This is a genomic window from Limnobacter sp. SAORIC-580 (assembly GCF_013004065.1).
Lineage (GTDB): Bacteria > Pseudomonadota > Gammaproteobacteria > Burkholderiales > Burkholderiaceae_B > Limnobacter > Limnobacter profundi.
The window spans coordinates 2,144,871-2,158,647 of sequence record NZ_CP053084.1; the positions used below are offsets into that span (position 1 = coordinate 2,144,871).

Genomic DNA, 13,777 nt, shown 5'->3' on the forward strand with positions numbered 1-13,777 from the left:
GCTCAGTTCACTGAGATATGTATGTAGTCGGCGACACTTGGCAATCAAAATTGCCATCGCAAAATATGCTCAGCAAAAAATACAAAATGACTATGAGTGTAAGAGGTGCAAGCGTGACACCAACACCAACAATATAGCGCCGCATATTGCGCACTTTATTTTTGAAGATGATCACTGCACCACTTATGACAGCGATGGGATGCGCCAATATGCTAAAGAAGAATAGCCACAGGAGAACATTGCGTTCAGAACCGGGCGCATCAAACATCATTGGTGACATCATCAATACACCTGCCGCAGGAAGGAGGGAGATGAGCGCCAAGACTGAAATGATCGATGACACGATTCGAATAAATATCGGTAGCATGATTTTGTGAAAATAAAGTTCAGGTTGGTTTCGCCCCTCCAAGACATGCGAACCCGTGTTCTAGTTACCGGCCGACTTGAGGCTTCTGTACACATCTCCGATATGGAACCCAAGAATCGAAATTTTTCCGTCAAGCAAAAAAGTAGTTGGGTAAGAAGGTAGAGCTTCATAGGCCGAATCAGAGATGCAGATGTAGTTTGGAATCGCTGACTCGAGCGATTGACCTTTAAGCCGGTATTGACATGTATATCGACCTCCACCTCGTTCCTTAACCAAAAGTACTGATTCGCTGTTTTGACTTCCAAATGCAAGCGTATAGAAATCTGCCAACGCATGAACGGTGACCATCCATATTGCTCCGAAGATGACAATTGGTAGAAAAGACAAAGCAAGAACTTTTTTCAACTTAGAAGCTCCCTCTTGCGTTTTCATGCGACCGGTGCCGAACCCCCAATAAAGATAAGTCGTCAAAAGTAATGTTGCAGTGACAGACAGGTAAGTACCCCAGCGAAGCCAAAATGTAGAGGGAACAAAGCTTGTCAATGCCCCGTAAACAGACAGTCCCATTGAAGCCATGATGAAGAATAGCGCCACTTCTTCAGGGGGCATGGAATTGTCCTGTTCAACATGACGCACTGCCGATTTCAATTTCACCGCTCCTTGGTGCATGTAATTCGCTTTGCCCAAAAGCGACGCTGGTAATAAATTGTGGGGTTTGAATTAAAGGATCAGAGTTTGAGTAGCGCGAGGGGTACAACAGTTCCAACGTTGTGTTGACCCTCAACTTGCATGGCTAGCTGAGTGAGATCAAGAAACCAGTTACGGCCTTTGCGAAGCACGCCGGAAGTGCTCAGAACTCACCTGGTGGTAGTTGTTCTTCGGTGGGTCTATTGTATTGACAAGTTAAAGTTGATATTCACTTATGAGCAGGGGATGTGTGTAGCTCAACACCTAATGCACGGATCAATTTGAAAACAGTGTCATACCTTGGTTTTGCGCCAGGAGCCAAAGCCTTGTACAAACTTTCCCTCGCCAATCCCGTGTCTTTTGCAAGTTGGGTCATTCCTCGAGCTTTCGCCACATCACCAATTGCTATTAGAAAAACATCGGGATTTTCATCTTCTAGCGCTGCGTTCAGATAAGCTGCGATCACTTCCTCGTTATCGAGATATTCGGCTGCATCGAATTTCGCAAGTTTCATCTTCATGCCTTAACCCTCGTAACATTTAAGCAAAGCTTTGGCCTGTTTAATGTCACTTTTCTGTGTCGATTGAAATTATTCGAGCTTTCCCAATCGGATCACGCAATGCTTTAAGCCACGCATCAAATTCTGATGTGCGTTGAAAAGAATTCATAAATCTAATTGTATCCGAACGGATACATTGAGACAAGGATGACTTCGGAAATACTAACGTAGCGTTGAACTTCATGACCCGGCTTGCCCGGGCAGGACATAACTACCATGCGGTGCCTTTTTAACGAGTTTAAAAAGGCACCTTAAAGAGAATGAATGGGGGGTTACAAATTGCGGGGTGGCGGTAGCTTGGTGTGATTACACCGCGCGGCAAGAAGACTTAACTTTTTCGCACTTCAGTTTGTGCTGCAAATGTAGAGAGGTAAAGTTGCTCCACCTGCTCTCTAGCCCAAGGCGTTTTTCTAAGAAACTTCAGGCTGGATTTAACGGAAGGATCGTTCTTGAAACAATTGATTTTGATTCGATTGGCGAGCTCATCCCAGCCGTAGTGCTCAACAAGCTTTACCACGATTGTTTCAAGCGTGACTCCATGCATGGGGTTCTTGGATTGCTCGGTATGCATGCTGGGCTTTTATCCTTGAAGCGATTGCTTTTTATAAGAAGTGTCAGGCAGGCAATTCATACGAAACCTTGGTGCCCGCAATACTGACTATTCCTTTCGTCTGTAACTCTAGCAGCAATGACTGAAGCTCTTCATCGGATAGTTGCTTTTGAAACATGTTGCTAATGGTGCTTGTCAGCGTTTTGACAGCGCGTGGCTTGGCTGCTCCCCTGCGCTTTAAATCAGCAATGATTACAGCAATTTTCTCGCTAGGTGATTTGGAGTTTGACGCCTTGACAATCGGGATGTCAGTGACATCTTTGGAACGACACGCGAGGATCTTTTTACCCTTGAGGTGATTGATCAGCGGGTCGAAGCCCGTGTCTTTGGAAACAATGTGGAAGCAGGCCTCTGGCTCTTTGCTGGCCAACAAGCCAATGTAGTACGCAATGTGAAAGTCGAGCGCGTTGGAACCATTGCCAGAAATCTTGATGTACTCGGCACGCTCCCCCATTTGCTGAAGTGCCGATGCCACCTCGAAGGTGACCTTGGCTTGATTGGCACCGACGAATACGATCACTTTGAAGTGCTCTTTGCTGAGCACCGCCATTGCTTCTGGCTGCACGTTTTCGTAATCGATAAGGACGTAGTTTGTTCGCAATTCAAATCCTGGTTTTAGGCTTTGGTCTTTATAAGTCGGCAGGCTAGTTCTATAGGCTGATCGACCTCAATTAGACAGGCATTTCTGGATTGAATGCGACTTCCCAAAGGTGACCATCTGGATCTTGAAAGTAACCCGCATAGCCACCCCAAAAAGTTGAGCCTGCGGGCTTAATGATTGTTGCACCCGCTGTGCTTGCCTGCTGCATAACTTCATCGACCTCAGCTTCAGAGGCCACATTGTGGGCAAGACTAAAGCTGCCGGTACCTCCACCCGTCAGTGGCAAGCCCGTGTCGGCGGCTAAACTTGTGCGCGGCCACACTGCGAGTTTCAGGTTGGGTTGAAGATCGAAAAAGGCCACCGCACCGATCTCGAACTCTGTACCCATGATGCCATTGGTGGGTAACCCAAGACCATCACGATAGAACGCGACGGCACGTTGCAGATCTTCAACGGCGAGGGTGATGAGGCTGATGTGTGGGCGCATAAGTTAGACGCAGGAAATTCCAGGGCAGATCAGGTGGACGAACAACTTCTCCATTCCAACCAAGGCGGGCACTTCAACGCGATGCGAATTGCACCTATTAATTATTTTTTGCTGGGATTCCACTTGCCGTTTAATCCAATCGCACCAGGAGGAATTTTTTCAACTCGCATCACGTTCATCGAGTTATTGGGTGTGAAGGATAATCTCTTTTCTTTGCGATCAAGGTCGTCGTTGTAATTGATTTCGCAAGGCCCCCAGTAGGCCTCATATCGAGAGGTCTGTGTGGCGCCAGGAACGTACTGAGGTGCTCTGCGTAAGTTGCATTGAGCGGAGTATCTGTAAACGGTTTGAGCGGAAAAGCCGTGAGTGGGACGGGCAGGAATATCACGGGTACCTAAAAATCGAATGTCCTTGGCAATAATGTCTCCGGCTTGATACTGTCGCTCAAGATTTCCTTCATGTGGAACATTCAATATCATCTGATCTCCACTGACAGTAGCCACCAGCATGTGCCAAAGAGACTCGGGTGAACCGTCGGGGAGTTTTTTGCCAGTCTGTCGGTAACTTTGCCAGTCGCCTTTCAAATTATCCAAGCCGCCATCGGCTGTTGCAGAAAAAGAAATGGTGAACGCGAAGAGAAAAATTCCGGTCGTAAGAGGCTTTTTCATGTTCAATATCATCTGACTGGGGTTAGAGGAAGTAAGCCATCAAACTACTATATAGCAAGCACTGACATTTGGATCGTGGAAGAGCCCTGCCCGCTAACAAACTGATGCAATGAGCAGTTAACTCCCTTCAAAATATTCATTGATGCCGAATAGTGACTTAACGTCGGAAATGACCAAACCAAAACTTTTGTGGCGAAGCCACCTTTTGCTGTTGTGGGTCCGTATCGATTGACAAGCTATGTCGCAACACTGCCTCGCTGCAAAGGCTTCCACACGTACAGAAACCAAAACACCGGCATTGAGAGTATGTTCCCCATGAACAAAACGACGGCCCAAAGCGCTTTTTTGTCTTTTGGCACATGCTCAGTCCTGAACAAGTAAATGATATAGACAATGAGTAGCCCCCCGATAAGGGCCATGGTGCCAAGATGGAGTCGGAAGAGCAGATCAAATTTAGCCTGCATCTCTTCTTGTGTCATCTGACCACTCATCGAGTCGAACGCTGCAAAAAAATAAAATATATATACGATAGGTAAAGCCGTTGCGATTGCCAAAAGGATTGCAGCGCTTCGATTCACATAGGCCTCCGCTGTGTCGCGTAACGTTCAGAGTAACAGGCGTTGCTTGGCCTCATTGTGGGGCGTCCTGTTGACTGCCAAGCTGGGCATCTTTGCTATTAGACGCGACTGGCGACCAATTCTCCAGCTGTTGCTTGCACGAGTCCAACTGCTCAGCCGACAACATCTGTTCTAGTTGCGGAATGACCCGATTTAGATGACTTTGTAACTGTCGTTCTCCTGGCTTCGCATACTTTCTCGCGCGCTTCGACCAAACACAGGCAGCAACCATGTCTTTTTCTCCAATTTGGCCAGAACCATGCATGTTGGCCATATTCCACATGGCTTCGGCACTGCCGAGATCAGCTGCCTGTGAATAGAGTTCAAAGCCTTTGCGACGATCTTGTTTCACTCCCAACCCCATATCGTAAAGGTAAGCCAAGTTATTAGTTGCAACGGCGTGCCCTTGTGCGGATGCCTTTTCGTACCAAGCCAACGCCTCGGAGTAGCGCTTCTCTGCTTGAAGCCCACTACCAAAGCTATTTTGGGCCTCTGCGTTACCGTTTTCAGCAGCCATGCGATACCACTTCATGGCTTCCTTTCCATCACGCGGTGCTCCTTTCCCAAAATCGTAGGCGACACCAACGCGAAATTGGGCATCTGTATCGCCGGCCTCAGCTTTCGCAATCAAAGACTTGGTTTCACTCGAAAGAAACCAATCCGCCATTGCAATGTTTGAAAAGGTAGCTAGAACTACGAAACACAGGTGAACTAATGAAGTTTTCATGCGAGACCGTATCGATTTTTGATTAAGACGCATAACGTGAAGCTAGCCTTCGCCAGAGTATGTAGGGAACCCGACGATATAACTGTTCGGCGTCGGGTTGAGCGTACGGTTAGGAGTCAACATACGTCAACAAAACGGGGGCTGATTCGATCTGGCCATTCTTAGTTGATATGTAGATCAGTGTACCGGTCATTTGCAGGCCGCTTTCTTCGTAGATGCGAGCAACGAGGGAGCCTGTGTCGATTGACCTTCTTGCCGTTGGAGCTAGCGAGATGTTTACATATGAATTCGCGACGGCCCCCACAAGCCGATAGGTCATGACTTCGGTCCTGTCTGTATTTTCGTAGGTGAAACTTCCGCTAACGCGATCCCCATTTTGCTTAAGCTCGAGCATCCCAAAAAATTTACTATTTTTTTGATTATTAAAGTAAAGCTTCCAACGACCATCAACTCGAACTCCCCGATATATTTTGTCCTCGAACCAAGGGAGTACGACCTTTTTTAATACCCAGCCAAGGCCTAAAAATACAAAAGTTGCGATGAGGCTACTAACAATGCCGAGGGTTACGGTTTCCCAAATACTCACTTAAGGCTCCTAACGTTTGAGGTGACCAGCATGCAGCGGCGTTGCCCGGCGCGTCCGTGTCTAACGACCTGTTAGGTACCGCTCGGCACCTTCATAAGCGACCAGATTGTCAAAGCCGTACTAACTATCGTGAAGACACCAAGAATAATGGTGTTCAACCTGAGAAGTCTGTTAGACAGCACGGTGTTTGAGTCAGTGAACCGAATTATGGCCCATGAGACATCTTCCTCGCACATCAACGCGAGCGCCATGCGCTGCTGCTCGTATACCTTGCTCCCAATTTGAGAGTCAGTGTAGAGGGTGCGCAGAAGTTCCTTTTTGGTTTTGTCCTTAATGTATTTGTCACCATCCATAATTTCTCCTCCCTGTCTTTAGCGATGCCTGACTCCCGCATTTACTTGGTATTGCCAGCGAAGCTGATCGACGCCCTGGTAAACGGAGTGAACAACAGTTAGGTTGTTGATATGAGCAATATCAATAGCGTTAAACAATTATGCCAAACCTGTTAAGGGCCCAGCTAACGTTCTCACGGCTATTAATAAGATATTTGCCATTGCGATCTTTTTCGATGCGAAGTGACAGTTTTTCTCCACGCGCCACTATGCCCGCTTCCACCAGGCGGCGTATTTCGTTATTGGGGAAAATTAGGAAGTTATTTGTATATGCGGAGCCGGTAAATGCTCTTAGTACGAGAATGTAAAAAGTGGATGAAGAGTCTTTAGCGTCGTAGCTTCTTTGGTTTAACGAGAAGGAATACTTGTTTGCATCAGAGAGATTTGCTGTTTTTACTTGGATGTGAAAATACTTATTATCTTTGCTTGCCACGATATCTATGCCATCGTCTACTGCCATGTAGGATGAGTTGAAGCCGAAAAACAGAAGTTCAGACATCACCGCAAATTCGCCAGCTTTTCCCGTGTAGCTCGAGTTTATACGTGGCTGCTCAGGAATGACGATTTCTTTCGGTATAGAGCTACGTGGAATTTTTATCTTGTAAATTCCACGGCGAGCTCCGCCTTTTTTGTTTTTGGGCTTTAAGAAAATTGATTCTCTTTTATTCTTTGACAAGTCAGAAGAAAGAGCGGCAGAAACCTTTATGGGAAGTTGATCTGCTGGTATTTGGATGTGCGGATACTTTGAAATTAGCGCAGCCGCAATTTCATCTATATGCATTTCCTTGCGCTCATCTCGAAGCACTTCCGCTATCTGTTCAATAAGTTTCATGTACTTCCTTTTTGGTTGAAACGAGGAGCCTAACGTAAAGGCGAACTGCGCCTTGCCGCAACGTGTTCGAGTCGACCGACAAGTTAAGTGTCATCCTCGAACCTTAGCAAGAAGTGGCTCGCGTCAGCCACAGCGCGGCGAATCCTAACATCGCGCAATCCAGGATTCGCGAAAATGGCTTGGCGCAAACCTTCCTCATGCTCAGATGCCATACGTGCCCCCGTGATCACGCCCGTGACCGCCGAGGGCGGAACGTTGAAGAGAGCTACTGGGTACGGCGCTGCTGCTACTGTTTCGGCCGCGTCCATCAATGGGCGAACGATGCGCCACTCACGCTCATATGCCCAGTGCGAGCTCTTTACCAGAAAAAGTTCGATGACACTCATCTCAGACAGCGGGGCACTCGGCCGACTATCACGGTAGTACACTCGACGGATGCGGCGCAGGTCGTCCACCTCAGACTTCTGCTCATGGAACCACGGATGCATCGAATCAAACTCCACCACAAAGCCAGTGTGACTCGATGCATAGTGCGCCCACATGAGCAGACTGTCGGGCACTTCGGATAGACAGAACGCGCCGAGGACTTGATCAATCTTTCCCGTAATGAAAGCAGCAGCAACGGTCCCGACCGCTTGGAGCGTGCCCAGCATGTCCGACTGCTTTGATTGCGCCAAATGTTCAGCGAGTGCCATCACCTGGGCATAGGTCATTCGCGTCCGCACGTGCTCCGGCTACTGCTCATATATCCTAGTCATTTCCTCCGGGAGCACCCGATTCACGACAGAAAGAAATTTCTCTCTCGTGGCGAAGGAGGTGATCTCGGGTCGACCTTCAAAGGGATCGTTGAACGTACCAAGCTGGCTGTACCGAACTCTTAGATCAGTAAGGAATGTGCAGCGCTCTGCTGCGAAGTACTTATACAGTAGTGGCGGACAGTCACGCAGCAAGATGATACCTAACGACCAAGCCGCGCGGCGCAAACGAAGCGTGGCGTAGTTTGCGTCCGAACGAGTGCCTTGTTATCTTTCTTCATCTTCGATATGTACGATTGCATCCGCCTCAAACTCTGTGACCGTCTTGGTTTCGATGCCGAATTTATAGATTGGGTGGCCTTTGAATAAAAAGAGCGGGTTACGTTCTTGATGATAACGAACTGTTTCGAAGTCTTCGGGGGTTAAAAACACCGTAACAGTGTTGCCGCCGGAACGACGAATGGCCACGATGTTGCTCGCTGGATATAGCTTGTAAACGCGCCCCTTTATTTCTTTGTATGAACCAAGATATGTTTCCCCTTTCAGCTCCACTAGATAATCTTTAGTGTCGCTTGTGAATGCGGCGACTGTCTCTTGTTGAAGCAGTGGAGAGCCTAGTGAGATCCCTTCAACACCACCAGAGGTATCAATACGGTTAACGATGTTAGCAACTTCCGTGTAGATTGAGCCGATAAATATCTTTTTATTGTCATCCTTTTCTTTATGAATGCGATCAAGGACATTACCTGTGTAATAACCGACCACACCTGATACAACGTACTGGATTATTTGTTTTAGGTTTTCTTGAACTGTTGGATCGGCCAGAATTGGGACCAAAGCAAAAGCATCTGAACTTCTGCGCCTTTCACCAAGCTGAAGTGCTAGGCCAGGGCGTTCCTCTTTAGCTGGGAACGCCCCCTTCTTTAATCGGCCGTTTTTTGCTAAGTAAGCCTTATGGATGATTCGCTGAATGGCCAACAGAGACTCCGATAGATCATAAATGCTTACTCCATGAGTTTTTAGTTGCTCACCCGTGAACCGTATCGAGAGCAGACCATTTTCGTATATTTCTCGTTTACTCAACGAACTCTCCTTATAAAACTAACGTTTGATGTGAGGGGGCGCGGCAGCGGCGAAGCCGCGAAGGGAACCCACAAGCGCAGCTTGTGGGCGGTCCTTATCGACGGAATTGTTAACCAAGAAATCGGTCATTATGCGAGACTAAATATTTGCAGGATGGTGCCAATAGCAAGGACGAATATAGACGCGAAGCCCAGCCTATCAAGTGTGGCCGGAAAATGATTCGCTTCAGCGAGAATCGCATTCTCGGCACTTCGTTCCTCAAGCAGACTTTCTATTTGCTCATGAAAGTTATGACTAGCTTCACTTTGAAGTTGAGTAAGCAGGCCTATTTGAAAATCAATATTTGCAATGCGGTGCACTGCTATTGACGAGTTTTCCTTAGCTTTCGCTGACCAGAAGAAACTTAGACCGCCTAGCAACGCGGCACTGTAAACTGTAAGAATGCCTAGTTGCGCTAGTCGTAATCTGACCTCAGCGGACAACTCAGGGAATCCAGACCGCCCGAACCAAAAAAACGTCGTATACCCGATTGCGTAGAGGGCGAAAACGCCTAGCATTTTCCCAGGCTTAGGTAGTTTATGAGGATGCGCCATGGGTATGGGCTAACGACCAAGCTCAGACGCGGCCACGCTGAAGGCGTGGACATCGCACCGGAGCGTCATATTAGGCAGGATCGGTAACGTGCTCACGTATCCACTTCCAAGCCTCTTCACTAAGCCAACCTTGATAGGCTTTTACCACCTTAATGACCAGGAGGCGATCGTTTTGATCGGTGTGCTTTAAAAGGCGTTCCGACAACTGATCTGCTGTTTCTAATGTGTATATCAACCAAGTTGAATCAAGGTAGTGCCACCAACTGGATGACCTCTTTAGCTCCTCGTACAAAGCGCTGTAGTTCTGGCCGGTTTTATTTAGGTCATACGAGACGCAATAAACGGTCATGTAACTCTCCTTTTTTGAGGACTAACACCTCCTAAACCCACCCCGCCCCCCGCCGTAGCCCAGCGGAGGCGTGGGGGCGGGTGCAGCGCCTTCTGGGTAGCCTTTAGCAACGAGCCTGACTGAAAACGCAGGAATTTCTTGAACAAACATATATCCAGCCACCTTGAGCACAACACCACCCGTTATTGCACTGCCTGGGACATTGGCAGCCGCTTGGAGGATTGAGCTTTGCATCTGACACAGACGCGACCTGCATCGCAGATGTGCCAATGACATGGACGCCCACAATCATTCTTCGATCAAGTGCAATTTCGGCACCTACTCGAATTTTCAGGCGAACCGGCGTCCCCGGAACTCCAGATATTGGCGCATCCATTTTTGCAGACTCCACAACGTCTGACGTTTTAATTATCCAGACATCACCGTCATCAGATGCAAGAGAAAAATTCTGACCGTCATCCGATGCAGAGACGACGTGACCTTCGACGACCACACCATCACCGTTAAAAATTACGGGCTGGTCGAATTTAACCTTCGGGAGGTCTGCGTGAGAGCATTTCGCGCCTCTGTTTGCTGCAATTGCATTATCTATTTCTTTCATTTTGTTACCCCCCCCCACTGAATTAAACCACGAACGTTTATCAAATATCTGTAATGTCATGGCGTCATTGCCCAACGTTCGAGTTCACCCGAATGCGCATGCGGGCGAAGCCCGCCGTAGCACTTCAGGTGCAACAAAAGGTTAGACCACACTGCCCTACTCTTCACCGCGAGCTGCAGCGTCCATTGCTTGCTCGGCCGACATGCCAGACTTGAAGGCAGTAAACCCACCGTGGCCTCCGTCGATGGAGAAGCAGAGCTCGCGAATTGTCTCTACCGAGTGTCCAGTATCACTGGCAATCTGGTGGTAGAGATATTGCTGGATTGGCCGTGTTTGAGCCTTGAGACGCGCGTTGATGTAGGTCTCGAGTTCGGCGGCAATACGATTGTGATTGGCCGCCTTCTCCTTCTTTCGAGAATCAGTGCCTCGATAATCAGCGCGTGGAACATGAATAGGGTAGGTAACCAACGAATGCCTCCTGTGCGTGATGACGTGCGGCCTAATATTTGAATTCACCGGACTGCGCGGCTTTTCGCGCGGGTCCGGTGGAATAATGGGTTAGGCCTGCTGACACAATGGGCCGACCGTCTAGATACATCTCATTCAACACGCACAATATTCTTTTCACTAAACAACCGCTGGCAGATGTCGCGCAACACAGTAGCGAGCCTTGTTAAAAATACTGGATCAACTTCAAGTGAGGTTGACTCATAGTAGTAACGCCAGTCTTCAAATGATTTATTCGCTTTGGAAAGTTTCATCCTCATTTCCAACGCAGTTAAATTCAGCTCGACAATAGTCTCGTTCTTAACCAGTTCTGGAAGCTTGTTGTAAAGCTTCAGCAACTCGTGCGTACGAACAAATTTCCGGTCAGTCGCCAGTATTGCTTTCATTGCCATTTCGAGCGCAAATGAAAGCGACACAACATATGGGACTATGGTCAGTTCAAAATTCGTGGTGTTTGAGATAGGGCGCTGTTCGTTAAGTCGATTGGCCGCGATCAGGAACGCGTTGGCATTATCGAGAACTTTATGAGGATCAATGTTTTTCATGGTCTAGACCTAACGTTGGAGTTGACCGGCGCCTTGCCGCAACGTGTCCGAGTCGACCGACCTGTTAGACATCACTCCCCCCACTTCCTGGATAGAACGCCGCCCTCATACTTTGCTGTGATCGCTCGGAACGCCTCATCTTCCTCCTTAGTAGGCTCCATTTCCCCTTGGACCTTCCATGAGTAGAGCAGTGCCAAGAAATGGGTTCGAACTGCCGTCGAGTCCGCGAGAAGCTCTTCCAGCTGGCTGTTAATCACCAACAGCCCCTCCTTCGTTTTCAGAGTCCAGCCTTTTGGTTTGGAGATGTCATGGATGAAGACGTTACGCCTCAAAAGAAAGCGCTTGAAGAGCACGTCGACTTGACTATTCAGTTCCGCTCGCTTGCGCAGCTCTGTAAGGAACGCACCCAATGGGCGATCCATGTCCTTCGACGCTAGTCGCTCAGAAAGCGCCACTAAGTAGTCGCTCTCATGCGGCATGGCGATCTTCATGACGCGCTTTATGACTCTCTCGGTTGACTGAACGTTGAGCAGAACGTAGCCAATCTTCGCGAGGATCTTTGTGACGAGCGTGGCGTCCATGGTGATGTCTAACGTGGAAGGTAACCGGACTGCCGCAGACAGGTCCGGTTGACGGAAGGGTTAGCCACATTGCTGAAATTAAAGACCCACATTTGGCCAACGCTCAATATTTTTAAGTGCAAGGGTCGCCCCATCTGAGCCCAGTGAATCAGCCACACGCGCCCAATACGCAAACTTTTCACGAGATACCTCCGCCCCGTTGAGTCCATAGAGATAGTGAGACATCAATGAGTGAGCGGCAACGAGATTACCTGACTCAGCGAGCTCACCGAGCAATTCAAGAGCTCTTCGGTCTCGGACTTCATGGTCTTCTGATCCGAGGCCCATTTGGTAGGCGGAGAGGAGTTCGACCTTTGCATCATGATCCTCAGGGTGCAGGGATTGCTCGGCTTGTTTAATCCAACCATCACTTCGTTCCCGGGTTCCTTGATCGAACTCATAGTTGGCGAGCAAAATCATCGCCTCAACGTCACCACTTAAAGCATACCGAGTCATGTACGCGACCGCCTGCTCGAGCTCTCCAGACTTCAATAGGGCCTGGGCGTGGTTACGTCGAAAGGAAAGAGCATTCATACGGCTAACTACCAACGTAACCGGCGTCGGAGCCCGGCAGGGCGGAGGGTACAAGAAAGGACCATGAGAATGCCGAAAGCATAGCCCTTGATTGCGTCCGCGTTGACCTGACAGTTAGGCTGGGGAGCGAAGGCACGGCGTTACATCTACATGTTCATACCGGTCTGGTGATAGGTGCATAACCGAATGCAAGAACATTGCAGATACTATCGTGCCTAGCGTGAGGTGCATTGCACCTGCGATACAACGGAATCCTACTCAGCAGTGTCAGTTTCATCCGGGTCGGGCGGAAGCATAGTGGCAGCGTGTTCGTCGGAAAAGCGTTTGCTATCCTGAATTACTGAATCAAGTCGGATGCTCATCAAGGCAATACAGGCTCTGAACCTTGCGCCCGTTGATTCATCGTTATCAAAAAATTGTTCAAGCATCTCCCGCAGTCCCCAATTGCCCGCAAAAGGAGCAACCAATTCCCGCACTCTGTCCCTGTGGGCTCCGGCATCAAGTGTTGCACTAGAAACCTCATGAGCGAACGAGTTACGAATGCGCCTAACAAGGTGCAACGCACGTGCAAATTCAGCTTCGATCAGTCCAAGTCGATAGCACGCATTGATGCGAGCAGAGAATGTAGCTAGTGGGCTATCACCCTCAAGTAGTTCATCCTTCCCATTTGTCACTGGCAACAAAGTCGAGTCTAGAAGCTGGAAAAGTAGTAGATCTAGTTGAGCAGTACCAAGTATTACGGCGGCACGATCACTCTCACTTTTGAACTCGTTAGCAAACGTCTGGAATTCTTCTATGGTGCGGTGGTGGCGTAGTTTTTCTTGCGTTTTCTTGCTCATATTGAACTCAATTTTAATCGCTGATTAGCCTAACGTGCAGTAGAGGCGCCTGCGCGGCTTTCGCATATATCACCTCGAACGCAGAGTTACTACTTTGGTGGCTCATTAGCGAATCGGTATTCCAGTATGGTACCAACCAACCAGACCAATCCGGCGGGCATTATCCAGAGAAGTAGCGCAATGAGAGCAAACCTGGGTTCGGATACCGTAGCCAGGAC

21 protein-coding genes are annotated in these 13,777 nt (G+C 48.6%); all 21 read right to left on the bottom strand.

The window, feature by feature from the left end:
- Positions 1 to 7: 7 nt before the first annotated feature.
- The 21 genes from HKT17_RS10025 to HKT17_RS10120 all read right to left on the bottom strand — a co-directional run bounded on the left by HKT17_RS10025 (position 8) and on the right by HKT17_RS10120 (position 13,559).
- Complete coding sequence (locus HKT17_RS10025; RefSeq protein ID WP_171099776.1) at positions 8 to 343, bottom strand: hypothetical protein; 336 nt, start codon at positions 341 to 343, stop codon at positions 8 to 10.
- Between the two features lie 84 nt (positions 344 to 427).
- Entirely contained in the window at positions 428 to 1,054 is a 627-nt protein-coding gene (locus tag HKT17_RS10030) for a hypothetical protein (RefSeq protein WP_205882412.1), read from the bottom strand.
- 229 nt (positions 1,055 to 1,283) lie between these two features.
- The gene (locus tag HKT17_RS10035) at positions 1,284 to 1,574 is read right to left on the bottom strand and encodes an addiction module antidote protein (protein ID WP_205882413.1); all 291 of its coding nucleotides are present in this window, start codon (positions 1,572 to 1,574) and stop codon (positions 1,284 to 1,286) included.
- Positions 1,575 to 1,941: 367 nt separating this feature from the next.
- Positions 1,942 to 2,184 carry a VF530 family protein gene (locus HKT17_RS10040; protein ID WP_171099780.1) on the bottom strand — a complete coding sequence of 81 codons (243 nt, stop codon included), beginning with the start codon at positions 2,182 to 2,184 and terminating at the stop codon, positions 1,942 to 1,944.
- A 43-nt stretch (positions 2,185 to 2,227) separates the two neighbouring features.
- Positions 2,228 to 2,824: a PIN domain-containing protein gene (locus tag HKT17_RS10045; protein ID WP_171099781.1), complete on the bottom strand. Its 597-nt coding sequence runs from the start codon at positions 2,822 to 2,824 to the stop codon at positions 2,228 to 2,230.
- A 70-nt stretch (positions 2,825 to 2,894) separates the two neighbouring features.
- Positions 2,895 to 3,311: a VOC family protein gene (locus tag HKT17_RS10050; RefSeq protein WP_171099783.1), complete on the bottom strand. Its 417-nt coding sequence runs from the start codon at positions 3,309 to 3,311 to the stop codon at positions 2,895 to 2,897.
- 101 nt (positions 3,312 to 3,412) lie between these two features.
- Positions 3,413 to 3,979, bottom strand: coding sequence for a hypothetical protein (locus HKT17_RS10055; protein ID WP_171099786.1), 567 nt, complete (start codon positions 3,977 to 3,979; stop codon positions 3,413 to 3,415).
- Positions 3,980 to 4,215: 236 nt separating this feature from the next.
- On the bottom strand, positions 4,216 to 4,557 hold the full coding sequence (locus HKT17_RS10060) for a hypothetical protein (protein ID WP_171099788.1): 342 nt from the start codon (positions 4,555 to 4,557) through the stop codon (positions 4,216 to 4,218).
- Positions 4,558 to 4,609: 52 nt separating this feature from the next.
- Positions 4,610 to 5,323 (bottom strand): tetratricopeptide repeat protein, encoded by a 714-nt coding sequence (locus tag HKT17_RS10065; RefSeq protein ID WP_171099790.1) that lies wholly within the window; start codon positions 5,321 to 5,323, stop codon positions 4,610 to 4,612.
- Between the two features lie 109 nt (positions 5,324 to 5,432).
- On the bottom strand, positions 5,433 to 5,909 hold the full coding sequence (locus HKT17_RS10070) for a hypothetical protein (protein WP_171099791.1): 477 nt from the start codon (positions 5,907 to 5,909) through the stop codon (positions 5,433 to 5,435).
- A gap of 483 nt (positions 5,910 to 6,392) precedes the next feature.
- On the bottom strand, positions 6,393 to 7,133 hold the full coding sequence (locus HKT17_RS10075) for a hypothetical protein (RefSeq protein WP_171099793.1): 741 nt from the start codon (positions 7,131 to 7,133) through the stop codon (positions 6,393 to 6,395).
- 83 nt (positions 7,134 to 7,216) lie between these two features.
- Positions 7,217 to 7,846, bottom strand: a complete 630-nt coding sequence (locus tag HKT17_RS10080; protein ID WP_171099795.1) for a DUF2971 domain-containing protein — start codon at positions 7,844 to 7,846, stop codon at positions 7,217 to 7,219.
- Between the two features lie 309 nt (positions 7,847 to 8,155).
- Complete coding sequence (locus HKT17_RS10085; RefSeq protein ID WP_171099797.1) at positions 8,156 to 8,971, bottom strand: hypothetical protein; 816 nt, start codon at positions 8,969 to 8,971, stop codon at positions 8,156 to 8,158.
- Positions 8,972 to 9,099: 128 nt separating this feature from the next.
- Positions 9,100 to 9,453 (bottom strand): hypothetical protein, encoded by a 354-nt coding sequence (locus tag HKT17_RS10090; RefSeq protein WP_205882414.1) that lies wholly within the window; start codon positions 9,451 to 9,453, stop codon positions 9,100 to 9,102.
- Positions 9,454 to 9,634: 181 nt separating this feature from the next.
- On the bottom strand, positions 9,635 to 9,913 hold the full coding sequence (locus HKT17_RS15520; protein WP_205882415.1) for a hypothetical protein: 279 nt from the start codon (positions 9,911 to 9,913) through the stop codon (positions 9,635 to 9,637).
- Between the two features lie 103 nt (positions 9,914 to 10,016).
- Positions 10,017 to 10,514 carry a hypothetical protein gene (locus HKT17_RS10095; protein ID WP_205882416.1) on the bottom strand — a complete coding sequence of 166 codons (498 nt, stop codon included), beginning with the start codon at positions 10,512 to 10,514 and terminating at the stop codon, positions 10,017 to 10,019.
- Between the two features lie 156 nt (positions 10,515 to 10,670).
- Positions 10,671 to 10,982 carry a hypothetical protein gene (locus HKT17_RS10100; RefSeq protein WP_171099803.1) on the bottom strand — a complete coding sequence of 104 codons (312 nt, stop codon included), beginning with the start codon at positions 10,980 to 10,982 and terminating at the stop codon, positions 10,671 to 10,673.
- Positions 10,983 to 11,113: 131 nt separating this feature from the next.
- A complete protein-coding gene (locus HKT17_RS10105) occupies positions 11,114 to 11,566 on the bottom strand; it encodes a hypothetical protein (protein ID WP_171099805.1) in 453 nt (150 codons plus the stop codon).
- Between the two features lie 71 nt (positions 11,567 to 11,637).
- Positions 11,638 to 12,147: a hypothetical protein gene (locus tag HKT17_RS10110; RefSeq protein ID WP_171099807.1), complete on the bottom strand. Its 510-nt coding sequence runs from the start codon at positions 12,145 to 12,147 to the stop codon at positions 11,638 to 11,640.
- Between the two features lie 78 nt (positions 12,148 to 12,225).
- A complete protein-coding gene (locus tag HKT17_RS10115; protein ID WP_171099810.1) occupies positions 12,226 to 12,720 on the bottom strand; it encodes an SEL1-like repeat protein in 495 nt (164 codons plus the stop codon).
- 254 nt (positions 12,721 to 12,974) lie between these two features.
- Entirely contained in the window at positions 12,975 to 13,559 is a 585-nt protein-coding gene (locus HKT17_RS10120) for a hypothetical protein (protein ID WP_171099812.1), read from the bottom strand.
- Between the last annotated feature and the right edge of the window lie 218 nt (positions 13,560 to 13,777).